Here is a 21,308-nt window from a genome sequence, read left to right as displayed (position 1 = left end):
GTCGCTTCGTAGGGTTTTGCTTTTGCAGATCAAAAGATGCCTTATAAAACAAATTTAAATTTACAGGAGCAGGTCAAATTCCAGCCCACCCATAGCGTAAATTTAAAGCTAAATTTAGCCTATATTCTCGCCCGTGATCATGCCAAACGTGAGGCAGTCCAAGATCGCGCAGCTGCCAAGCCTGCTAGCTCCGTGCGTGCCTCCCGTGACCTCGCCCGCCGCGTAAAATCCCGGTATCGGCTCGTCGTTGATGTCTAAGACCTGCGCTTTGGTGTTGATCTTTACGCCACCCATCGTGTGATGAAGCTTTGGAGCGCCACGCATCGCGTAAAATGGCGGAGTTGCGACCGTGATGCCATCAGTCAGCTTCATCGGCTTGCCAAAGTCCTCGTCGACCCCGCTTTTAACAAAGCCGTTGTAGCGCTCGGCAGTCTTTTTTAGCTCATCAGCCGGGATTTTATACTCTTTTGCGAGCTCGTCAAGGGTGTCGAATTTTTTGATCACGCCGCTTTTCATCGGGTTTTCAAGGTCGCTTGGCACGAGCTTTGCCGCGGCGACGGAGTCGCATAGGTTGATCGGATAGCTGTTTGCTTTGGCGTCGATTATTTTAAACATCGCGTCGGCTCTGATTTTCCTGTCGGCAAGCTCGTTCATATAGCGTTTGCCGGTCTTTGGGTCGACCGAAAAGCCGTAGCGAAAGCTCGCCTGCACCGCAAATTTGCTCGTTATGCTGTTGCCTTTTTCGTCCGGGCATTTATACGGGATGTATTGTATCTAGCCGATCTGCACCGGTAGTGCGCCTACTTTGAAGGCTGAAATGAGCGCGCCTGCGGTCGCTCCGGGGTGGTTTGTGGTGTCAAATTCCGGCACTGCGCGAGGGTCTTGTAGCTTTCTAAAAAATTTATCACTGCAAAAGCCGCCGCTTGCCAGCACGACACCCTTTTTGGCTTTGATGAATTTCTTGTCGCCGCCCTTGTTTTCGCGGTCGTCGCTAAAGAGCTTGTTGTCGAAGCGGTAGTTTTCTCTGACCTGCACGCCGACCACTCGCCCGCTGTCATCAAGTATGAAGTCGTCAAATTTCGTCCTGGTCTTTACTGTGGCGTTTGGCAACTTTTGAAAGGACTCCATTAGCGGCTGAACTATGCCTGAGCCGCTTGTGTTTGCCGTGTAGTAGGTGCGCGGAACGCTGTGGCCGCCCTCAAGTAGCAGCTTGTCTAGGTATTTTGCGCCGTTTTCGACGGTGAAGTTAAACGTATCTACCGCGCGGTCCGCGAGTACCTCCAAAAGCTCGACATGGTTTAGCCCGAGCCCCGCTTTTACGCAGTCGGAGATGAAAAGCTCTTTTGAGTCCTTGACGCCGTTTTTCTTTTGCAGTTCGCTGTTTGGCACGGCGAAGATCCCGCCATTTACGACCGAGTTGCCTCATATATGCCCCATCTTTTCGATGATCACGACGTTTAGGCCTCTTTTTGCCGCCTTTATGCCAGCAGCCAGTCCCGCAAACCCCGAGCCTATGATGACGACGTCAAAATCCTCGTCCCATTTGACGTCTTTTTCCTTCATGACCGCCGCGTCGGCATTCATACCAGGCGCCATCATACCGGCACCAACAGCACTCATTTTGACGAAATTTCTTCTTGAAAGATCCTTTATCGTACTCTCCTTTGGTATAAAATAAGGTTTTATTAAATGAACTATATATGAAAGCAGATAAGTTTAATATAAAAATTTAATTTTTTGACTTTATATAAATTTTATTTTCTAAGAATATTAGCTAAATTCCCTATCGATGACGATGAAAATTTTATATCCCGGAAATCTCTCGCGCACGATGTCTTCGATATTTGCTCGAAGCTGACTTAAATTTCGCTCTTTAAAATCCACAACAACGTCAAATCTCACACTCTTTTTGGCATCATCGATAAAAAATGCGTGTAAATTTAAGATACTTTTAAACTCCGCAAGCGCGCTTTTGATACACTCTTTTGCCTGCGTTTGCCCCAAATTTACGCTATAAACGCCAAAAACAAGGTAGGTGCGGTAATGCTTATAAATTTCGATTTGCAGTTCGTTTAAGGTCTGTGAAATTTCGCGAATAGGCAAGTATTCATCGATTTCGACATTCACTGAGCCCACGAAGCGCTCCACGCCGTAGTTGTGCAGGATCAAGTCATACGAGCCGCGTACGATCTCGCAGCGATTTACGGCAGCGTAAATTTCGTCTACGACCTCCTTTTCTACGCGTCCGCCGATGATTTTGTCAAAGGTTTCTTTTATCAAAAGCACGCCGTTGATGATAATAAAAAGCGACGCCAAAGCCCCCGCGTAGCCGTCGATCTGCGCGCCCCAAAAGTATGAAAGCGCGGCTGAAAAAAGTATCACGCAAGAGATGATCGCATCTCCCAAAGCCTCCGTACCGACGGCTTTTAGCGAGATGGATTTTGTATTTTTGCCCACTTTGCGGTAGTGCGCGCCCAGTGCAAATTTAACAAAGATCGCGATAAATAAAATCAGCAAAAGTGGTGCGGTAAATTTAGTCTGCACGGGCGAAATGATGTTGCCAATCGAGGTTTTTAAAAAATCAAAGCCAAGCATCAGCACGACAATCGAGACCACTAGACCGCCGATGTATTCTACTCTGCCGTAGCCGTAGGGATGGGCTTCATCAGGCATTTTAGCGGCAAGCTTTGAGCCAAATATCGTGATGACACACGAGCTCGCGTCGCTTAGGTTGTTTATCGCGTCGGTGATGATCGCGACCGAGCCCGAGACTAACGCGATGCAAATTTTAGTCGCGGCGAGGCAGACATTTGTGATGATGCCGATGAGAGCGGTCTTTATAATGAGTCGCTCGCGTGCGCCGTCTTTAAAATCCATCATTTTGATCATCCTGTTTTGATTTTACTTTTCAAAAATGGCGCAATTATAGCATTAAATTTACCGCTGTGAGTGTCGGACGCAAATTTAAGCTTGCTTGACATCAAAGCCAAATTTATATAAAATGTGGGCTTCAAAAAACTTCTTTTTGAAACTTATTTTTAAATCTACAAATCATTCCGTAATTTTAAAGAGGATACATGGAAAATACCCCAAATCAAGCCATCGTGGCTGAAAATCAAAAAACGACTAAAAAATACCCGAGCACTCGCACGCATATCCCAGTCGACGGACACAAGATCGAGGAGCTTCGCACCCTAAGCCTAGAAGATCTCATCGCTATCGCAAACGAGGTCGGAGTCGAAAATCCGCGCGAATTTCGCCGTCAAGACCTCATTTTTGAAATTTTAAAAGCCCAGACCAAACAAGGCGGCTTCATACTTTTTACGGGCATTTTGGAGATCACGAACGAAGGCTACGGCTTTTTGCGCTCGGTCGATGCAAATCTAAGCGACAGCTCAAACGACGCCTACGTCTCAAATTCGCAAATCCGTAAATTTGCCCTGCGCGTGGGCGACATCGTCACGGGACAGGTTCGCGAGCCAAAAGATCAGGAAAAATACTACGCCCTGCTAAAAATCGAAGCGCTAAACTATATGCCGCTCATCGAGGCAAAGGAACGACCGTTATTTGACAACCTGACGCCGCTTTTCCCGACTGAAAAGCTACATCTCGAATACGATCCGATGAAGCTCACCGGACGCGTGCTCGATCTTTTCACTCCGCTTGGTAAGGGTCAGCGCGGGCTCATCGTCGCTCCGCCAAGAAGCGGTAAGACCGAGCTCATGAAAGAGCTGGCTCACGGCATCGCCAGAAACCACCCTGAGGCGCATCTCATGGTGCTTTTGGTCGATGAGCGTCCCGAGGAGGTCACCGATATGCAGCGCTGCGTCAAGGGCGAGGTATTTAGCTCGACGTTTGACCTACCTGCGCTAAATCACGTGCGCGTCGCTGAGCTCGTCATCGAAAAGGCAAAGAGGCTTGTCGAAATGGGCAAAGACGTCATCATCTTGCTTGATAGTATCACACGTCTAGCGCGCGCTTACAACACCGTAACCCCGCCAAGTGGTAAGGTGCTAACGGGTGGCGTGGATGCAAATGCGCTGCATAAGCCAAAACGCTTTTTTGGAGCGGCTAGAAATATCGAATTTGGCGGTAGTCTGACGATTATCGCGACCGCACTCATCGATACCGGCTCGCGCATGGACGAGGTAATTTTCGAGGAATTTAAAGGCACGGGCAACAGTGAGATCGTGCTGGATCGAAACATCTCCGACCGCCGAATTTACCCTGCTATCAACGTCCTAAAATCCGGTACTAGAAAAGAAGAGCTGTTGCAAAAACCTGACGAGCTACAAAAAATTTGGGCTATCCGCTCGGCTATCGCGACGATGGATGATGTGGAAGCGCTTAAATTTTTATACGCAAAGATGCTTAAAACAAAAGACAATAAAGAGCTTCTGTCTATACTAAACGAGTAAAATTTACGCTAGCCGCGCAAAATATCACGGCTCGGCTTTTACTATCGTAGGCTCGCCAAAGAGCTTATTTGCCTCCCTTATGACGGCTTCTTGCTTTATTTTTTCCATCTCTTGCGGGGATTTTGAGCTGTTGAAATTTATCGCAGCGATCATCTTTTGCGGATCGGCTGGCTTTGGCTTTGGTGCGATGCTAGCTTGGGCTGGCTTTGACTTTAAAAGCTCCTCGTCGAGATTAAGATCGTTTCGCATTGCAGGCGTGGCGTCTGCCTTGGGGCTTAAATTTTCATCCTTTTGCACTTGCTTTGGTGCGTTTGCCTCTAAATTCGGCCTTGCTTCATCTTTTTTGGCGTTGATTATCTTCGCCTCTTTTCCAAAAAGCAAATGCAAAATTTCATTTACTATTTTCCAGTTTTTGCGGAAAAATACCATCTTTTCATCATTTGCATTTACGATCAGGCTTAGCTCGTTGTTTTTAAAATCCACAAACTCGACATGCTCTTTAAAAAACTCGCCAAGCGAATAATCCCTATCATAAATTTTAGCTACGAAGCTCTCATACGGGCTTTGCATTTTAGGGCGCGCGATCTGCTGTGGTGCACTAGGCGCGGCAGCCTGGCTTGGACGTGCCTGCTCTGCGTGCTGAGCGGACTCTATGACCTCGTCTATACTCTTTAAATTTAGCGCCTCGACCATCATGAAAAGCATGATACTAAGCACAAAGCCGTTGTCGCTAGAGACGTTTAGCATGCTTTTTGCCTGAGCTAAGATCCTAAAAAATCTCTCATAGATAAGCAGTGAAAATTTCGGATCGTTGTCAATGAATTTTTGCTTTAAATTTGCGATGAGTTCGTCGATTATCATCTCAGGCTCGTAGATCTCAAGCTCCGCGACGAGCTCTCTAAGCCCCTCTTTGTCGCTTAACATGACAAGGTTTAAGATCTGCTCTATCCTGCTTGGGTCAAGTAGTCCTAACATCGATGCGACCGAGCTTTGAGTGATATTGTTCGCGCCGTAGATTATGGCTTGATCAAGTAGCGTCAAAGTATCGCGCAGTGATCCGCGTCCGCTGCGAGCCAGGATCTCCAGCGCCTCTCTCTCGTAGCTTATGCCCTCTTTGCTAAGGATAAATTCAAGATGTTTTATGATGCTGTTTTTGCCGATTTGCTTGAAGCGAAAGTGCTGCGTGCGCGATAGCACCGTGGCCGGAAGCTTTAACGGGTCTGTCGTCGCGAGGATAAATTTCACATAGCTTGGCGGCTCTTCAAGCGTCTTTAAAAGCGCATTGAACGCCTCTTTAGTCAGCATATGCACTTCGTCGATTATGAAAATTTTATAGCGCGCCATCGCGGGCTTGTATTTGGTTTGCTCGATGAGCTCTCTTATGTCGTCGATCTTTCGGTGGCTGGCTGCGTCCATCTCGATGATGTCCATATGGCGCGATTCGTTTGCCATTATGCACTGAGGGCAGGTCTCGCAAGGCCTTGATGTCGGACCTTTTTCGCATACGAGGGCTTTTGAAAATATCCTGGCGCTTGAGGTCTTGCCGCTTCCTCTAAGTCCCGAAAACAGATATGCGTGGCTTATGCGCCCCTCATCTAGTGCGTGCGTGAGGCTTTTGCTGACGGCTTCTTGGCCTATCAGCTCGTCGAAATTTTTGGGTCTATACTTGAGTGCGAGTGCTTGCAAGGCGTTTTCCTTTTGCAGATTAGATTTGCAGATTTTACAAAAAAATGGATAAATTTTTGATATAATGCGCGAAAATTTTAAAGGAAAGAACGTATGAAAAGCTTGATATTAGCCGTTTTGATCGCTCTAACGGCAGTCTGCTTTAGCGGCTGTGAGCGAAACGACTATCAGCATCCGCTTCACCGCTCGACAAAATCAAAATAAATCTACCGTGAAATTTTGAGGGATGAACCCTCAAAATTTAGCAAGAAAAACAAGTCTTGAACTCATAAGCCGTAGGGCGCGCCTCGTATGGCCAAACCTGCGTTTCAAATTTAAAATGCTGATATGTATCGATCATAAATTCGCTCATCGCCGGTCTTAGGTATTCGTTGTCGCGGATGAGCGCCTCAAGACTGCCGCGAAGTGTATGCGGCAGCTGCTCGATGCCCTTTTCTCTGATCTCATCAAGCGTTAGGACAAATAAATTTTCATCCATCGGGCCTACCGGTTCGTATTTGTTTTTTACTCCGTCAAGTCCCGCCATCAGCATCGCTGAAAAGGCTAGATAAGGATTCGCCGTGCTATCTGGAAATCTCATCTCCGCACGGACGGAATTTTCACCCGCGCCGTAAGGTATGCGGATGCTAGCCGAGCGGTTTTGACTGGAGTAGGTGAGTATGGACGGCGCTTCAAAGCCCGGTATCAGGCGCTTGTAGCTGTTCGTACTAGGGTTTGTAAAGGCGGCTACGCTTCTGGCGTGTTTTAATATCCCGCCGATGTAATGCCTCGCAAAGTCGCTTAAATTCGCGTAATTCCCCTCTTTGTAAAATAAATTTTTACCGTCTTTCCAGACTGATTGATGCACGTGCATGCCGCTTCCGTTATCGCCGTAAAGAGGCTTTGGCATAAACGTCGCCGTCTTGCCGTTTAGATGAGCGACCATTTTGACGACGTATTTGTAGATCTGCACGTTGTCGGCGGCCTCGACTAGGGTGCCAAATTTCACTCCGATCTCGCCTTGACCCTGGGCGACTTCGTGATGTCCTAAAAAGACCTCTAAGCCCACTTGCTCGAGCACTTGCATCATCTCGGCCCTTAGATCGACCATGCTATCGATCGGCTGTGTCATCAGATAGCCGCCTTTCCTACGCGGACGATGGCCCGTGTTGTAGCTGTCTTTAAACTCTCTGTCGTCGTTCCATTCGCCTTCTTCGGTATCTACCTCATACATCGCACAGTTTGGACGATCGACGATTTTGACGTTGTCGAATATAAAAAATTCGTTCTCCGGCCCGAAATAAGCCACATCGCCAAGCCCGCTCTCTTTTACGTAAGCCATCGCTTTTTTGGCGATCGAACGAGGGCATTTCTCATAAATTTGACCTTTGTAAATATCATAAATATCGCAAAAAACGACCGCAGTCACGTCTGCGGTGAAAGGATCTAAAAACGCGCTCGTGGCTTCTGGTTTCATAAGCATGTCACTTTTATCTATCGGCTGCCAGCCTCCAAGCGAGCTGCCGTCCATCGGTATGCCATGCGTGAAATTTTCTTTCGTGACAGCTTTGAAATTGTAGCTTATGCTGTGCCAGCCGCCGTTTAAGTCGGTAAATCTAAAATCTACGAATTTGACCTCGTTTTCTTTACAAAATTCAAAAAAATGATCGATGCTCGTTACGAATTTTCCCATCATATCTCCTTTGGTTTGGTTTTAATTTTCGTATTTTATCATAAAATCTAATGTTTAAGATTAGCTTTATATTAAATTTTTACTCATTCTAAAATTTTACAAAATACCTATCCCTTTTCTCGAAACAAACGCATTTGTCATAGCCTATCTCACGGGCTAAATTCTCACAAATTTCGCCGTTTGCGCCGACATCTTTTGGCGAGTGAGCGTCCGAGCCGAAGCTGATCGGGATGTCCATCTCGTAAGCTAGGCTTAAAATTTCGCGGCTTGGATACTGCTCGCCGATAGGTTTTCTAAAGCCTGCAGCGTTTATCTCGATCGCTAAATTTGCCTTTTTTATCGCTTTTAGGGCATCTTGGATCAAAATTTTGATATCCGCCTTTGGCAGGAATTTAAAGATTTTTAAAAGATCAATATGCCCTACGATGTCAAATTTACCGCACTCTGCAAGAGCTTTGACGCACTCAAAATAATCGCGCCAAATTTTATCTATGTCTTTGTTCTTGTATTCGCCTATGAATTCTAGATTGTCAAAGCCCCAACCGCCGATAAAATGCACCGAGCCGATCAGATAATCGACCTGCCTGGCAAAAACTCGCTCGTCCATGAATCCTGGTAAAAAATCTACCTCGTAAGCCAGTAAAATTTTGATCCTATCGGCGAAAATTTCGCGCGCTTCAAGCACCATTTTTTCGTATTCGTCCATTTGCTCGAAGCTCATCCTATAAGCCTCGTCGAAATTCATGGGATTATGATCGCTAAAGCCAAAAATTTCGGTACCGCATTTGATCGCAGCTTCGATATATTCGCTGACGCTGCCCTCGGCGTGGTTGCATAGGTATGTGTGATTGTGCAGATCTATTTTCATTTCAAGCCTTGCAAATTTTTGCGATTTTAACAAAAATGCAATTAAATTTTAATCAACCGACTATAAAATTTAAAGTTAGCTTTTAGCGGAGTGATTGTATAATCCTTACATTTCATTTTCAGGAGCTTTTATGACCCAAGAGGAACTTGACGCCCTTATGGCGGGCGGACTCGATGATATGGACGACACCGGCGAGACCGAGCCTAAGACAGAAGAGACAAAAACGCAAGAGATAAAAGAAGAGCCGACTCCGGCTAAACAAGCTAAAGATGACGGCGTGATGACGATAGATCCTAGCACTTACCGCGTCAGTGCGGAGGCTGCGTGGCCACCGCCGCCACCGACCGAGGATCATAAAATGGTGCACCAGCTCGACGATGTCACGCGCGACAGCGAGGCAAAAGCTACCGAGATGCTGGATAAACTAGAGACCATAAATAACTTTTTCATGGACGCAGAGAGCGGCTGCGGGACTATAAACGACGGGATATCGGCAAATATCGAGCTTTTTGGCACGCTTAAAGAGAAATTTCCTAACGTTGCGGCTTTTGCCGAGGCTTTCGAGCGAAACAACGCCCTAAAATCAAGTGTAGACGAGATAATAGGAAATCTACAAATGGGTCAAGACGAGATAATGATGGCTATGGATATGATGCAATATCAAGACATCCATCGTCAAAAGATAGAGCGCGTTATCAACGTCATGAGGGCGCTTAGCAAATACATGAACACCTTGTTCGAGGGCAAGATAGATGACGATAAACGCGTCGGCTCGGCGGTGCATATCGCAGGCGATACTACGACTGAAAATTTAGTCAGCAACGACGATATAGAAGCGCTTATCGAAAGCTTGGGCAAGAAGTGATAAAGCCCGAGCTGCTCTGTCCCGCGGGAAATTTCACCAAGCTTAAAATCGCTCTAAACTACGGTGCAGACGCGGTTTACGGCTCGGTGGCCAGTTTCTCGTTACGCACCCGCTCGGCACGCGAATTCAACCTTGAAAGCTTTGAAGAGGCTATAAAATACACGCACGCTAAAGGCAAGAAATTTTACGCGACGGTGAATGCTTTCCCGTTTAACGGGCAGATCGAGCCGCTAAAACGTCACCTGGAAATGATAAGCGAATTTAGGCCGGACGCTTTCATCATCGCAACGCCAGGAGTGATGAGCCTGGCAAAGCAGATCGCACCCGATATAGACATACATCTTAGCACGCAAGCAAACGTCATGAACTGGCTAGATGCTAAAATTTACCACGAAATGGGCGCGACTCGCATCGTCGTAGCCCGTGAGATGAACCTAAAAGACGTCATAAAGATAAAAGAAATTTTACCCCAGCTTGAGATCGAGATTTTCGTTCACGGCTCGATGTGTTTTGCGTATTCCGGGCGCTGTCTGGTGAGCTCGGTGCAAAGTGGCAGGATGTCAAATCGCGGCAGCTGCGCGAACGACTGTCGTTTCAAATACGAGCTTTACGCTAAAAATCCTGAAAGCGGCACTCTTTTTCGCCTCGAGGAGGATGAGGAGGGCGGCACTCACGTGATGAACTCGAAGGATCTAAATTTAAGCGCTCATATCGAGGAGATAATGAAAAGCGGGGCGGTAGATAGCTTCAAGATAGAAGGGCGCACAAAGAGCGAATACTACGCTGCATGCACCGCTAGGGCTTACAGGATGGCGATAGATGACGCCGCGGAGGGTAAATTTGACGCTGAAATTTACGCAGCTGAGCTTAATACGCTCAAAAATCGCGGTTTTACAGACGGCTATCTCGTTCATCGCCCTTACGAGCGCACCGATACGCAAAATCACATCTCCAGCCTCGAGGAGGGCACGCATCAGGTGCATGCCATAAGCGAGGACGGAGAATTTTTAAAGTGTAAATTTAAGCTCGTGGCGAATGAGGAGTATGAGATAGTAGCTCCGCTTGGCGCGAATGTCGGCGAGTGCGATAACGAAATAGGCGAAATTTTCACACGCGATGGCAAAAAATTCGTGAAATTTCACCAGCTCGTGACCAAAAAAGGCAAGATGATGAGCGAGATTCACAGCGGAAACGAAAACGAGATAAGATTGCCGGCAAAACTGCCTGAATTTAGCTTTTTGAGAAAGGAATTTAAATGAAATTCGTATCGATCATAATGGGAAGCAAGAGCGATTACGACGTTGTGTTAAATGCGGCGCACGAGCTTGAAAAATTTGGCGTCAAATACGAGCTCATCATCAGCTCTGCGCACAGAAGCCCGCAGCGAACGGCTGATTATGTAAAAGAGGCCGAGGCTAAGGGTGCGCAGGTGTTCATCGCAGCTGCCGGGATGGCGGCTCATTTAGCAGGCGCGATCGCTGCAAATACGACTCGTCCGGTCATCGGCATACCGATGAGCGGCGGTGCGTTAAACGGAGTCGATGCGCTTTACTCGACCGTACAAATGCCAGCCGGCATGCCCGTAGCGACCCTGGCTATCGGCAAGGCAGGGGCGATAAATTCCGCATATCTGGCGATGCAAATTTTAGCGCTTAGCGACAGTGAGCTGGCTCAAAAGCTAAAAGCCGACAGGGCAGCCAAAGCGCAAGGCGTAGCTAGCGACTCGGCTAGCGTGGAAGTCATACTTTAAGGAGGCTTTATGCAGACTTTTTTAAAGATAGATGAATTTTGCCAGCTCGTGCATTTGCAGCGCGAAGTCATCGAGGGCATGATAGAGCGCGGCGTGCTAAACACCAGGACGGACGACGGAGAAATTTACATCGAGGCCAGTCAGGGCATGATGAGCGTCGTACCGGCTGCAAATACGAATTTAACAGCGAGCCCGAATGCGCTAAACGGCGAGAGCTTCGTAGAAAAGACGATAGGCACGATATTAAATTTACACGAGAAGGTGCTTGACGCGAAAGACGAGACGCTTGAAGTGCTGCGAAATGAGAATAAATTTTTAAAAGAGGCGCTTTTTTCGATGCAAGAGCTTTACGACGAGGACAGAAAGACGATCGAGACGCTCACACAGCAGCTCAAGCTCGCACAAGACGAGGTCGAGTTTTTGAAGCGAAAATACAAGCTGATGTGGAACAAAGCGGTTGAAAATTTTAAGGAAAGCTAAAATTTATGCAAATCGTTGAGGTAAAAAGCGGCTTTGAAATTTGCGGACTAAAGACGCGAACGAGCAATACCCTTGAGATGAGTGGACGCGGTAAGATCGCGGCGCTTTGGGATGAATTTTTAAAATTTAGCTACGATGAAACGGGCGAGGTATTCGTGCCGCAGAGTGAAATTTACGCCGTATATCATGACTATGAGAGCGATTTTAACGGCAAATACTCGCTTCTTATCGGTGTAAAAGCAGATACTTTAAAGCCGGGTGCGAATTTAGAAAAGATTTACGTGCATGCAGGGCGATATGCCGTTTTTGGCACGGAGGATCTAAGCGATGAAAATTTAGGCGCTAAGGGGGCGGATCTAACCATCGCACTTTGGAAAGCGATCTGGGTAAATTTTGAAAATTCAAGCTTAAAGCGAGCGTATGGCACGGACTTTGAGCTATATTTGGGCGATGGGATCAAAATTTACATATCGATAAAATAAAAGGCTCTATTAAAATATTTCATTGATTTTTAACTTTCAAGAGCGAAGTCAAACCTTGTGAAGCGACGCTATCGCCGCCGATTTACAGGGAAGCGGTAGCTGACCGCGTAAATCGTGCTATATGTTCGGCGTTTTGCGGAGCGAACAGGGTTTGCGAAGTAAGTGTCAATGATTTATTATAATAGAGCCAAATAAAAATAAAGGCAAAAAATGACATTTTCAGAGATTATTTTAACACTTCAAAGCTACTGGAGAGAGCAAGGCTGCGTGATACTTCAGCCATACGATATGCCGGCTGGTGCGGGCACCTATCATCAAGCGACCTTTTTACGAAGTCTTGGACCAAAACCTTGGGCGACAGCCTATGTAGCGCCTTCACGCCGCCCGACTGACGGCAGATACGGTGAAAATCCAAACCGCCTCGGAGCCTACTATCAGTTTCAAGTGCTTATCAAGCCAAGCCCTGAAAATATCCAAGAGCTTTATCTAAAGAGCCTCGAGCGACTCGGTCTTGATCTGAAAAAGCACGACATACGCTTCGTAGAGGACAACTGGGAGAGCCCGACGCTGGGTGCTTGGGGACTTGGCTGGGAGGTCTGGCTAGACGGTATGGAAGTGACGCAGTTTACTTACTTTCAACAAGTAGGCGGCATTGCATGCGAGCTGATCAGCGGTGAGATCACCTACGGGCTTGAGCGTCTGGCTATGTATCTGCAAGATATCGATAACGTCTATGATATCGTTTGGGACGATAAAAACGGCATCGTGACCTATGGCGACGTGCATAAGCAAGGCGAATACGAGTGGAGCAAATATAACTTCGAGATCGCCGACACCGCGATGCTTTTTAATCAATTTGAAAACGCATTCAAGGAGTGCAAGCGCTGCCTTGAAGCCAAAATTTCGCTGCCTGCGTATGATTATTGTATGCTGGCGGCGCACACGTTTAATGTCCTTGACGCGCGCGGAGCGATCTCGGTAACGCAAAGGCAGGAGTATATCCTCAAAATTCGCGAACTAGCTAAAGAGTGTGCGCTCACATATAAAGCTAGCCTTGAGGAAAAAGGTGAGTAAAATTTTATGAAAATCGTTGAAATTTATAAAATTTTAGATGCCATAGCTCCATTTGATAGCCAAGAGAGCTGGGACAATAGCGGCCTGCTCGTTGGCTCGCTCGAGGGTGAATTCGAGCGGATTTATCTAAGTTTAGATCTAAGCCGTGAAATTTTGGAAAACGCCCTGCCAAATTCCCTTTTCATAACTCATCATCCGCTGATCTTTAAAGGGCTAAAAAGCCTAAATTTCAGCTGCTACCCAAGCAATCTGATCCAAAAAATGATAGAGAAAAACATAAACCTCATCTCGATGCACACAAATGCCGATCTGGCGTTTTTAAACGAGTATTTCACTCGCGAAATTTTAGGCTTTGAGCCAAGCGGAAAAGATGGATTTTTGATGTATTGCGAGGTGAAATTCAGCTTTGATGAGCTCGCTTGTCTTTTAAAAGAAAAGCTCAGGGTCGAGACTATAAGAGCGGTTCATGCAAAAGATGAAATTTCAAGGATCTGCGTTTGCACCGGTAGCGGAGCCGATCTTATCGGCGATGTCAGAGCTGATGCCTTTTTGACCGGAGATCTAAAATATCACCAAGCACTCGAGGCAAAAGAGAACGGGATAAATTTATTTGACATCGGACATTTTGAGAGTGAGCGCTATTTTGGGGCTGCTTTGGCAAAATATTTGCAAAATCTTGAAATTGAGGTTATAATAGCGGATTTTAAAAACCCATTTACGCATTGCTAATAAAGGACATACATGAATAAATACCTGGAACAATTGGTCGAGCTTTCAAAATTTGATAAACAAATCGACGAATTCACGCCTCGCATAGAAAACGTAGAAAAAGCCTACAAGGCTATACAAGACGAGTGCAACGAGCTTGCGCAAAAGATAGGCGAACTAGAGGACGAGATGAACGAGCTAAGATCTCAAAAATCCGGCACGAACGCGCATATAGCGGAATTTTCAGCCAAGATAAAAGAGGTCGCCAAAAAAAGCGGCTCGGCAAAGAGTGAAAAAGAGGTAAAAGCCCTTTCTCTTGAAGAAGACATCGCAAAAGAGCAGCTCGAAGCTGCAAACGAGGAGATCGCGAGACTTGAAAAGCTGATCGATAATAAAACTTCCCAAAAAGATGAGCTTGGCACTAAAAAATCCGAACTCGAAACAAATCTGAGCAAGATCGAGAGTGAAATTTCATCTCAGCTAGAAGCCATCGAAAAAGAGCGTGCCGAAGTCTATGCTAAAAAAGAGAAATTAGTCGGCCAGATGAATCAAAAAATCCTCACATTTTACGAGAAGATCCGCAAATGGGCGCACAATACCGCTGTCGTTCCGGTCAAAAAACAAGCTTGCTACGGCTGTTTCATGCAGATAAACGACAAAACGTTCTCGGCCGTCGTCCGCGGCGAGGACATCATCACTTGCCCGCACTGCGGAAGAATTTTATTTAAAGAAAACGTAGAGGCATAAGCCTTTTTGTGGTTGCGATCTATTATATTTTAGCCCTGATAGTTTGGCTTTTCGGGGCTGTTTTCCTACTTTTTTTAAGCCTTAAAACAAAATATCGTCGTTCGATCCCGGCTAGATTTTTTTTATATAAAAATGCGAAATTCGCCCCATCAAAGGTGCATTTTCACGCCTGCTCGTTTGGCGAGATCCAAGCCCTTAAGCCTATTTTAGAGCTTTTTAACGACAAGGCTATCAGCGTCGTAACGAATACCGGCTACGAAGCGGCTAAAAAAATAACGCAAAATTCACGTTTTTTACCGTTTGAAATTTTCATACCTTTTTGGCTGCAAAAGAGTAAAATTTTAGTCGTTTTTGAGGCTGAGCTTTGGCTAATGCTCGTTTTTTGGGCGAAATTCCAAGGCTCTCGCGTGATACTCATAAACGCCAGGATCTCAGACAGAAGCTATGAAAGATACCTGAAATTCGCCTTTTTTTACCACGTCATATTTAAGTATATCGACCGCGTCTATGCGCAAAGTCAGATCGATAAAGAGCGTTTGAGCACGCTTGGAGCGAGGGAAATTTTGGTTTGCGGCAATATAAAATCAGCCTTTTTGCCAAAGCCAAGTAAAATTTATAAAAAGCCAAAAGAGCGGGTCATAGTGCTAGCCAGCACGCACGAAGGCGAGGAAGCGGCCTTGCTAAACGGGCTAAATTTAGGCGTTGATGATAAGCTCATTATCGCTCCGCGCCATCCAGAGAGATTTGGTGAAGTCGCAAATTTAGCGGTCAAGTTTGCCACTAAAGGCGGCCTTAGCTTTGCGAAATTTAGCCAAAGCCAAAATTTGGGTGCACAAGTAAATCTCATAGATAGCCTAGGCGAGCTCGTAAATATCTACGCGATCAGCGATGTAGTAGTGCTTGGCGGTAGTTTCATGCCGGGTATCGGAGGGCACAATCCCATCGAGGCTGCGCAGTTTGAGCCGGTACTGATAAGTGGAAAGCACATTTTTAATCAAAAGGCGCTTTTCTCGCTGGTCAGTGATGTGAAATTTGCAAGCGCGGACGAGGTGGCAAAGCTCATAAATAGCGAGTTAAAAAGGTGTAAGATCATGCAAAAAGGCGACGTGTCGCAAATAATCGAGGACATCAGGAGCGCTTATGAATGAGGAAAAAGCATATAAAATTTTAGCCATGCAGCTAAATATATCAAACAACGAAGCTAAGGACTTGATAGACAGCGGGCTTGTTTTTGCAAAGGGGCAAAAGGTCGCTATCGCAAGGGCTTTGATGAACGTAAATACGAAATTTAGCGTGCAAGAAACATCAAAGCCAAGCGTCATCTTTGAGGATGAAAATCTACTCGCCATAAATAAACCCGCCTTCATCACGAGTGAAAAGATCTCTCAAATGTATAAATTTCCTCTCTTACACCGACTCGACAAGGAGACTAGCGGCGTTTTGTTGCTCGTAAAAAACGAGGAATTCGCTAAGCGTGCGATAGAGGAATTTAAGCATATGCGCGTGGAGAAAATTTATGTTGCTGCAGTGCGCGGGATTTTAAGCGAAGAAATGAGGGTGAGCGAGCCCATTTTGACGATAAAAAGTAAAGGCGCAGCGATCTCTAAGATATCAAAAGACGGCAAAGAGGCCGTCAGCGACGTCACACCGCTCATGGTAGTGGGTAAAAAGACGCTCGTGAAAGTAGCGATAAAAACGGGCAGGACTCATCAGATCAGGCTTCATCTAGCAAGCATAAATGCACCTATAATAGGCGATGAAAAATACGGTAAAAATCGTGCGAAAAGAATATATCTGCACGCTTATTTCATAGCTCTTTTGGGGTATAAATTTAAGGCTGATGTCCCAAAAGATTTTAACGAGCTCGGGTTTGAGATATCAAATAAGTTTGATATTTAAAGAGCAATAAAGAAAAAATTTAGTAAAATACGCCCTTTAATGAGAAATTTAGAAAGGTAGAGTCGTGTTTGAACAAATCAGCGAGTCGTTTCGTTTAGCCGTCAGCAAGATACGTTTCGTCGATGACGAAAAGGCTTTGAAAAACGCTCTTGACGTGCTAAAAAAAGCTCTTTTAAAAGCTGATGTTCATCATAAAGTCACCAAAGACCTCCTCGCCGCGATAGAAAACGATATAAAAAAGACCGGTGTGGGTCAAAAGAATTTCCTAGATGCGATAAAGTCGAATTTGACAAACATCCTGACTGCACCGGGTAATCAAGGCTTTGTATATGCAAGCTCGGCTCCTACGATCGTTTTGATGGCCGGTTTGCAAGGATCTGGCAAAACGACCACGACGATAAAACTGGCAAACTATCTAAAGCTCAGAAAAAAGAAAGTCCTAGTCGCGGCGTGCGATCTACAAAGACTCGCTGCAGTCGAACAGCTCAGGCAGCTTTGTGAGGCAAACGAGATCGATCTGTTTTTCATAGAAGGTGAAAACGATCCGATAAAAGTGGCAAGGGCTGCTTTACAAAAAGCCAAAAGTGGGCTCTATGACGTTCTTTTGGTCGATACTGCGGGACGCCTTGCGATAGATGAAACTTTAATGAATGAGATAAAGCTTGTGAAAGAAGCGATAAAGCCGCATGAAATTTTTTATGTAGCCGATGCGATGAGTGGGCAAGACGGTGTCAAATCAGCAGCTAGTTTCAACGAAGCGCTAAATATCACCGGTGTCATTCTTTCTAAATTTGACTCCGATTCAAAAGGCGGAGTAGCTATAAGCATTGCAAAGCAGCTTGAAATTCCGCTTAGATTTGTCGGTATCGGCGAAAAAGCGAGCGATCTTGAGAGCTTTATACCAGAGCGCATAGTAAGCCGCATAATGGGTGAGGGCGACCTTGCTACGCTTGTAGAGAAAACAAGCATGGTGATCGATGAGAAAGAGGCCAAGCGATTAAATCAAAAGATAAAAAAAGGTCAGTTTAACTTCAACGACTTTTTAGAGCAGATGGAAAGCGTAAAAAAGCTTGGAAGTATGAAGTCGTTGATAGGCATGATACCGGGGCTTTCAAATATGGCAAATCAGATAAAAGATATAGATCTTGACAATTCAAAAGAAATTTTACATATCAAAGCGATGATAAATTCCATGACTCAAAAAGAGCGTGAAAATCCTGAGCTTTTAAACAATAGCCGCAAGCGTCGTTTGGCAGCTGGGGCAGGGCTGAATCAAATAGAGGTCAATCGCTTTTTAAAGCAGTTTGAAAATGCCTCGAAACTAGCAAAGAAATTTTCAGGAAAGGGTGGAGCGAAGGGGCTGGTGAATATGCTGGCACAAACAAACGTAAAGCATCCTATGTAAAATGGATTTAAATTTGGACAGCTTTTGTGTCTAAATTTAAGCCTTATTTAAAAATATAAAAGGAGAAATCAATATGGCAACAGTAGTAAGACTAACAAGAATGGGACGTAAGAAAAGACCATTTTATCGTATAGTTGTAACGGATAGCAGAAAAAGACGCGATAGCGGCTGGATAGAGAATATCGGCTATTATAACCCTATGGCAGAGCCTGAAGTCGTTAAATTTGACGCTGAGAGACTTTCTTACTGGAAAAGCGTAGGTGCGAAACTTAGCGACAGAGTAGCTCAAATAACAAGCAAATAATAAAATGGTTGAAGATTTTTTATACGAATACGCCAAACTGATAGCGGACTATCCTGAAAAGATCAAGATCGAACGAGAAGAGCTTGGCGAAAATTTTGCCGAGATCATCATAAGCGCCGATAAGGTCGATACCGGGAAGCTTATCGGAAAAGACGGCAAGATGATAAATGCCATAAAAACCGTCATCATAGGCTGCAAGGCAAAAGATCCGACTAGTTATAGAGTAACGGTAAAAGCGCTTGAACAGTGAATTTGTAGAAGTTGCGATAATAGGCAGATGTGTTGGACTAAAAGGATGTGTCAAGCTTCATAATAAGGGCGACTTTCCCGAACAATTTAAAAAAAATGCAGTCTTTTTTGATAAAGACGGTAACGAATTTATCATCAAAAGCTACGACGTATCAAAAGAAACGGCTTTGTTCGAGGGATACGAGGATATCGACTCGGCAAAAAGCCTTGTAAATAAAATTTTATATACTACAAAAGAGCTTACTCGTAAAAATTGCAAACTTAAAGAGGGTGAGTTTTTTTATTTTGACGTGCTTGGCTTAAATATAGTCGAAAATGGCGAAATTTTAGGCGTAGTAAAAGATATAGAAGATAATCTGAATAATGCCTTGCTATATGTAAAAACAAGTGACGATCTCGTTTCTATCGGCTTTGCAAAAAACTTTTACGTCCCATATATAGATCGCTTTGTTATAAGCGTGAGTTTGGAAAATAAAGAGATTTTAACAAAAGACGCTAAAAGCATACTTGAAAATTCATGAAATTTACTTTTGTCACGCTTTTTGAAAATTTAGTAAAGCCTTATTTTGATGACTCGATCCTTGCAAGAGCGGTCGAAAATAACAAAATCGATGTAAATTTCATAAATCCTCGTGATCATACTACACAAAAACATTTCAAGGTCGATGAATATATGATAGGCGGTGGAGCGGGGCTATTGATGATGCCTCAACCGCTAAACGATACTCTAAAAAAGATCAAAGAAAACGATCCTGATGTGCATATGGTATTTTTAACGCCTGCGGCCAAAAAATTTAACCAAAAAGACGCGAAAAGATTAGCCGGTAAAAAACATATTTGTTTTGTATGCGGCAGATATGAGGGGATCGATGAGAGGATCGTTGAGCTTTGGGCTGATGAGGTGTTTTGCGTAGGGGATTTTATCTTGACCGGTGGAGAGCTCGGAGCCCTTTGTCTAGCTGATGCTATCGCTCGCAATATAGAGGGGGTGTTGGGAAATAGTCAAAGCCTTGCGATAGAGAGCTTTGAAGATGGTTTGCTTGAGGCGCCGTCCTTTACTAAGCCCGATGTATTTGACGGGAATTTTGTAGTTTCAGAGTTTTTAAAGGGAAACCATGCTAAAATCCGTCTTTTAAAAAACAAGATGGCGCATTGTAAAACAAGGTTTTTTCGCCCTGATTTATACCAAAAGCTCAAGCCACAAATTAAGGAAAAACATGAGAAATAAATATATCCAAGCATTTGAAGACGCTCAAATTGCTAGCAAAAGCGTGCCTGATTTTCGTGCAGGAGATACACTTCGCGTAGCTATACGTATCCACGAAGGCGATAAAACTAGAGTTCAAAATTTTGAAGGTATCTGCATAGCTAGGCGCGGAAGCGGTGTCGGCGAGACTTTTATCATAAGAAAAATCGGCGCAAATAGCGTTGGCGTAGAGAGAATTTTCCCTATTTATAGCGACAGCATAGAAGAGATAGTGGTTCTTAGAAAAGGTCGTGTCAGAAGAGCTAAATTGTTTTATCTACGCGATTTACGTGGTAAAGCTGCTAAGATACGCGAGCTTAGAAAATAATGCATTAATCCAAAAGAGGAATTTCTCTTTTGGATTTCCTTCTTTAAACATCTACTTTCATTAAATATAACTTAATCAGTATCAACGATATCATTCTAGGATAATACTATAATCCTTAAATCAGAGGATCAAAAATGGAAAAAATAGTATGGAAAAATGATATATTCAATGGTATTACTATAAATAAGCTTCATGAAATGGGCGGTATCAAAGAGATACGTATAAATTTACAAAAAGACTCTGAGATGAAAGAGCATCAAGCCCCAGGAGAGATAGTGATCTAAGTTCTTAGTGGCAAGATAGAATTGGTGCAAAAGAGGATAGCATCACCTTGGACGCCCTTGATATGGTCAGTCTAGAGGCCAATGCCCCGCACTCTTTGCTCACACTTCAGGGGTAGTATCGTCCGTCTTAGTCTTAGTAAAAATGACGATGTGAGTCACATGTTTAGAGTATTGTGAAAATAAACTAATTGATATCGTGAGCCAAAAGTCAATCTAAAATTCGGCTGTGTTTCAATAAAGTGTTGATTGCTCAAATTTTTATAACACTCTAGCTAGGTCAAATTCATGAAGCAAAAAATCGTGCTACAAGTTTAGGTTTGCTATTACTCGCACTATCTCCCCTTGCGCAGGCTTAGGAACGGTAGAATAAATTTTGCGAAGCGCCCTTTGCGAAGGCATTGGTGCTTTGGAAGCATTAAAGCAAAATAAGGCCTTATAAAATTAAGCCATTGTTTGCACTGCATACCACAGTGAAAAGTATTTGACTATATCTATCTGCAGCGATTATAAAGCACCCATAAAGGCCATCGGCATCTTGTCAAATAGCTTAACTGCTCTATTTTTTAGCTTTTGGTTTTACCGGTTTTTTAGCTTTCGCTACGGAAATTTTATCTTTTATCTTTTGAACTTGCGAAAAATTTACACCCTTTACTTTTGTTAGCTCGTCCGTGCTTTTAAAAGGGTGCGCCTTTCTATACTTTATGATGTTCATAGCTTGGCTTTTGTTAAAGCCTAGCTCGATGAGCTCTTTTTTATCAGCCTTGTTGATGTCGACGCTAGCAAGTGTGAAATTTATACCACATGCTAGAGCCAGTAAAATTCTGGAAAATTTCATTTTTGTCC

At 44.6% G+C, this 21,308-nt stretch carries 23 protein-coding genes and 1 pseudogene; 18 read left to right on the top strand and 6 right to left on the bottom strand.

The window, feature by feature from the left end; all coding sequences use genetic code 11:
• Positions 1-114: 114 nt before the first annotated feature.
• Positions 115-1,653, bottom strand: a pseudogene (locus CCVT_RS06430) (flavocytochrome c).
• A 117-nt stretch (positions 1,654-1,770) separates the two neighbouring features.
• Positions 1,771-2,880, bottom strand: coding sequence for a cation diffusion facilitator family transporter (locus CCVT_RS06425; protein ID WP_227898156.1), 1,110 nt, complete (start codon positions 2,878-2,880; stop codon positions 1,771-1,773).
• 197 nt (positions 2,881-3,077) lie between these two features.
• Here CCVT_RS06425 and rho point away from each other — a divergent pair, with 197 nt between their 5' ends.
• Complete coding sequence (rho, locus tag CCVT_RS06420) at positions 3,078-4,418, top strand: transcription termination factor Rho (protein WP_009651463.1); 1,341 nt, start codon at positions 3,078-3,080, stop codon at positions 4,416-4,418.
• 24 nt (positions 4,419-4,442) lie between these two features.
• Here rho and CCVT_RS06415 read toward each other — a convergent pair whose 3' ends face one another.
• From CCVT_RS06415 to CCVT_RS06405, 3 genes are all read right to left on the bottom strand, one after another.
• The gene (locus tag CCVT_RS06415; protein ID WP_018136570.1) at positions 4,443-6,104 is read right to left on the bottom strand and encodes a DNA polymerase III subunit gamma/tau; all 1,662 of its coding nucleotides are present in this window, start codon (positions 6,102-6,104) and stop codon (positions 4,443-4,445) included.
• 241 nt (positions 6,105-6,345) lie between these two features.
• On the bottom strand, positions 6,346-7,776 hold the full coding sequence (glnA, locus tag CCVT_RS06410) for a type I glutamate--ammonia ligase (protein WP_018136568.1): 1,431 nt from the start codon (positions 7,774-7,776) through the stop codon (positions 6,346-6,348).
• An 88-nt stretch (positions 7,777-7,864) separates the two neighbouring features.
• Positions 7,865-8,644, bottom strand: coding sequence for a histidinol-phosphatase (locus CCVT_RS06405; RefSeq protein ID WP_018136567.1), 780 nt, complete (start codon positions 8,642-8,644; stop codon positions 7,865-7,867).
• A gap of 130 nt (positions 8,645-8,774) precedes the next feature.
• On the opposite strand from CCVT_RS06405, the gene CCVT_RS06400 reads away from it, so the two are divergent.
• The 17 genes from CCVT_RS06400 (at position 8,775) to CCVT_RS09960 (ending at position 20,465) form a co-directional block, all read left to right on the top strand.
• Positions 8,775-9,509 carry a chemotaxis protein gene (locus tag CCVT_RS06400; RefSeq protein WP_018136566.1) on the top strand — a complete coding sequence of 245 codons (735 nt, stop codon included), beginning with the start codon at positions 8,775-8,777 and terminating at the stop codon, positions 9,507-9,509.
• Positions 9,506-10,768 (top strand): peptidase U32 family protein, encoded by a 1,263-nt coding sequence (locus CCVT_RS06395; protein WP_018136565.1) that lies wholly within the window; start codon positions 9,506-9,508, stop codon positions 10,766-10,768. Before CCVT_RS06400 ends, CCVT_RS06395 begins: the two co-directional genes overlap by 4 nt.
• Complete coding sequence (gene purE / locus CCVT_RS06390; RefSeq protein WP_018136564.1) at positions 10,765-11,259, top strand: 5-(carboxyamino)imidazole ribonucleotide mutase; 495 nt, start codon at positions 10,765-10,767, stop codon at positions 11,257-11,259. The genes CCVT_RS06395 and purE overlap by 4 nt, the downstream gene beginning before the upstream one ends.
• Positions 11,260-11,268: 9 nt before the next feature.
• Positions 11,269-11,739, top strand: a complete 471-nt coding sequence (locus CCVT_RS06385; protein WP_018136563.1) for a DUF3972 domain-containing protein — start codon at positions 11,269-11,271, stop codon at positions 11,737-11,739.
• 5 nt (positions 11,740-11,744) lie between these two features.
• Entirely contained in the window at positions 11,745-12,221 is a 477-nt protein-coding gene (locus CCVT_RS06380) for a GyrI-like domain-containing protein (protein WP_018136562.1), read from the top strand.
• A gap of 210 nt (positions 12,222-12,431) precedes the next feature.
• Complete coding sequence (gene glyQ, locus CCVT_RS06375) at positions 12,432-13,295, top strand: glycine--tRNA ligase subunit alpha (protein ID WP_018136561.1); 864 nt, start codon at positions 12,432-12,434, stop codon at positions 13,293-13,295.
• 6 nt (positions 13,296-13,301) lie between these two features.
• Positions 13,302-14,024, top strand: a complete 723-nt coding sequence (locus CCVT_RS06370; RefSeq protein WP_018136560.1) for a Nif3-like dinuclear metal center hexameric protein — start codon at positions 13,302-13,304, stop codon at positions 14,022-14,024.
• Between the two features lie 12 nt (positions 14,025-14,036).
• Complete coding sequence (locus CCVT_RS06365; protein WP_018136559.1) at positions 14,037-14,750, top strand: zinc ribbon domain-containing protein; 714 nt, start codon at positions 14,037-14,039, stop codon at positions 14,748-14,750.
• 8 nt (positions 14,751-14,758) lie between these two features.
• On the top strand, positions 14,759-15,898 hold the full coding sequence (gene waaA / locus CCVT_RS06360; RefSeq protein ID WP_018136558.1) for a lipid IV(A) 3-deoxy-D-manno-octulosonic acid transferase: 1,140 nt from the start codon (positions 14,759-14,761) through the stop codon (positions 15,896-15,898).
• A complete protein-coding gene (locus CCVT_RS06355; protein WP_018136557.1) occupies positions 15,891-16,649 on the top strand; it encodes an RluA family pseudouridine synthase in 759 nt (252 codons plus the stop codon). The genes waaA and CCVT_RS06355 overlap by 8 nt, the downstream gene beginning before the upstream one ends.
• Before the next feature lie 64 nt (positions 16,650-16,713).
• Positions 16,714-18,054 carry a signal recognition particle protein gene (gene ffh / locus CCVT_RS06350; RefSeq protein ID WP_018136556.1) on the top strand — a complete coding sequence of 447 codons (1,341 nt, stop codon included), beginning with the start codon at positions 16,714-16,716 and terminating at the stop codon, positions 18,052-18,054.
• Between the two features lie 73 nt (positions 18,055-18,127).
• The gene (rpsP, locus tag CCVT_RS06345) at positions 18,128-18,358 is read left to right on the top strand and encodes a 30S ribosomal protein S16 (RefSeq protein WP_009651305.1); all 231 of its coding nucleotides are present in this window, start codon (positions 18,128-18,130) and stop codon (positions 18,356-18,358) included.
• A gap of 4 nt (positions 18,359-18,362) precedes the next feature.
• Positions 18,363-18,608, top strand: a complete 246-nt coding sequence (locus CCVT_RS06340) for a KH domain-containing protein (protein WP_009651150.1) — start codon at positions 18,363-18,365, stop codon at positions 18,606-18,608.
• Positions 18,598-19,128, top strand: a complete 531-nt coding sequence (rimM, locus tag CCVT_RS06335; protein WP_009651497.1) for a ribosome maturation factor RimM — start codon at positions 18,598-18,600, stop codon at positions 19,126-19,128. The genes CCVT_RS06340 and rimM overlap by 11 nt, the downstream gene beginning before the upstream one ends.
• Entirely contained in the window at positions 19,125-19,835 is a 711-nt protein-coding gene (gene trmD, locus CCVT_RS06330) for a tRNA (guanosine(37)-N1)-methyltransferase TrmD (protein WP_018136555.1), read from the top strand. Before rimM ends, trmD begins: the two co-directional genes overlap by 4 nt.
• Positions 19,825-20,181: a 50S ribosomal protein L19 gene (rplS, locus tag CCVT_RS06325; protein WP_009651267.1), complete on the top strand. Its 357-nt coding sequence runs from the start codon at positions 19,825-19,827 to the stop codon at positions 20,179-20,181. Before trmD ends, rplS begins: the two co-directional genes overlap by 11 nt.
• A 134-nt stretch (positions 20,182-20,315) precedes the next feature.
• Entirely contained in the window at positions 20,316-20,465 is a 150-nt protein-coding gene (locus tag CCVT_RS09960; protein ID WP_227898155.1) for a hypothetical protein, read from the top strand.
• A 556-nt stretch (positions 20,466-21,021) separates the two neighbouring features.
• Here CCVT_RS09960 and CCVT_RS06315 read toward each other — a convergent pair.
• Positions 21,022-21,300 (bottom strand): ComEA family DNA-binding protein, encoded by a 279-nt coding sequence (locus CCVT_RS06315; protein ID WP_018136554.1) that lies wholly within the window; start codon positions 21,298-21,300, stop codon positions 21,022-21,024.
• Between the last annotated feature and the right edge of the window lie 8 nt (positions 21,301-21,308).

Source organism: Campylobacter curvus (assembly GCF_013372125.1).
Lineage (GTDB): Bacteria > Campylobacterota > Campylobacteria > Campylobacterales > Campylobacteraceae > Campylobacter_A > Campylobacter_A curvus.
This window is presented reverse-complemented; position numbering and strand designations above follow the sequence as displayed.

Coding starts and splice junctions, on each gene's coding strand:
- rho (WP_009651463.1), top strand. CDS start 3,078: ATGGAAAATACCCCAAATCAAGCCATCGTGGCTGAAAATCAAAAAACG.
- CCVT_RS09960 (WP_227898155.1), top strand. CDS start 20,316: ATGGAAAAAATAGTATGGAAAAATGATATATTCAATGGTATTACTATA.
- rplS (WP_009651267.1), top strand. CDS start 19,825: ATGAGAAATAAATATATCCAAGCATTTGAAGACGCTCAAATTGCTAGC.
- CCVT_RS06365 (WP_018136559.1), top strand. CDS start 14,037: ATGAATAAATACCTGGAACAATTGGTCGAGCTTTCAAAATTTGATAAA.
- CCVT_RS06405 (WP_018136567.1), bottom strand. CDS start 8,644: ATGAAAATAGATCTGCACAATCACACATACCTATGCAACCACGCCGAG.
- CCVT_RS06355 (WP_018136557.1), top strand. CDS start 15,891: ATGAATGAGGAAAAAGCATATAAAATTTTAGCCATGCAGCTAAATATA.
- CCVT_RS06380 (WP_018136562.1), top strand. CDS start 11,745: ATGCAAATCGTTGAGGTAAAAAGCGGCTTTGAAATTTGCGGACTAAAG.
- rpsP (WP_009651305.1), top strand. CDS start 18,128: ATGGCAACAGTAGTAAGACTAACAAGAATGGGACGTAAGAAAAGACCA.
- glyQ (WP_018136561.1), top strand. CDS start 12,432: ATGACATTTTCAGAGATTATTTTAACACTTCAAAGCTACTGGAGAGAG.
- purE (WP_018136564.1), top strand. CDS start 10,765: ATGAAATTCGTATCGATCATAATGGGAAGCAAGAGCGATTACGACGTT.
- CCVT_RS06315 (WP_018136554.1), bottom strand. CDS start 21,300: ATGAAATTTTCCAGAATTTTACTGGCTCTAGCATGTGGTATAAATTTC.
- CCVT_RS06340 (WP_009651150.1), top strand. CDS start 18,363: ATGGTTGAAGATTTTTTATACGAATACGCCAAACTGATAGCGGACTAT.
- CCVT_RS06425 (WP_227898156.1), bottom strand. CDS start 2,880: ATGATGGATTTTAAAGACGGCGCACGCGAGCGACTCATTATAAAGACC.
- glnA (WP_018136568.1), bottom strand. CDS start 7,776: ATGGGAAAATTCGTAACGAGCATCGATCATTTTTTTGAATTTTGTAAA.
- CCVT_RS06400 (WP_018136566.1), top strand. CDS start 8,775: ATGACCCAAGAGGAACTTGACGCCCTTATGGCGGGCGGACTCGATGAT.
- trmD (WP_018136555.1), top strand. CDS start 19,125: ATGAAATTTACTTTTGTCACGCTTTTTGAAAATTTAGTAAAGCCTTAT.
- CCVT_RS06385 (WP_018136563.1), top strand. CDS start 11,269: ATGCAGACTTTTTTAAAGATAGATGAATTTTGCCAGCTCGTGCATTTG.
- CCVT_RS06370 (WP_018136560.1), top strand. CDS start 13,302: ATGAAAATCGTTGAAATTTATAAAATTTTAGATGCCATAGCTCCATTT.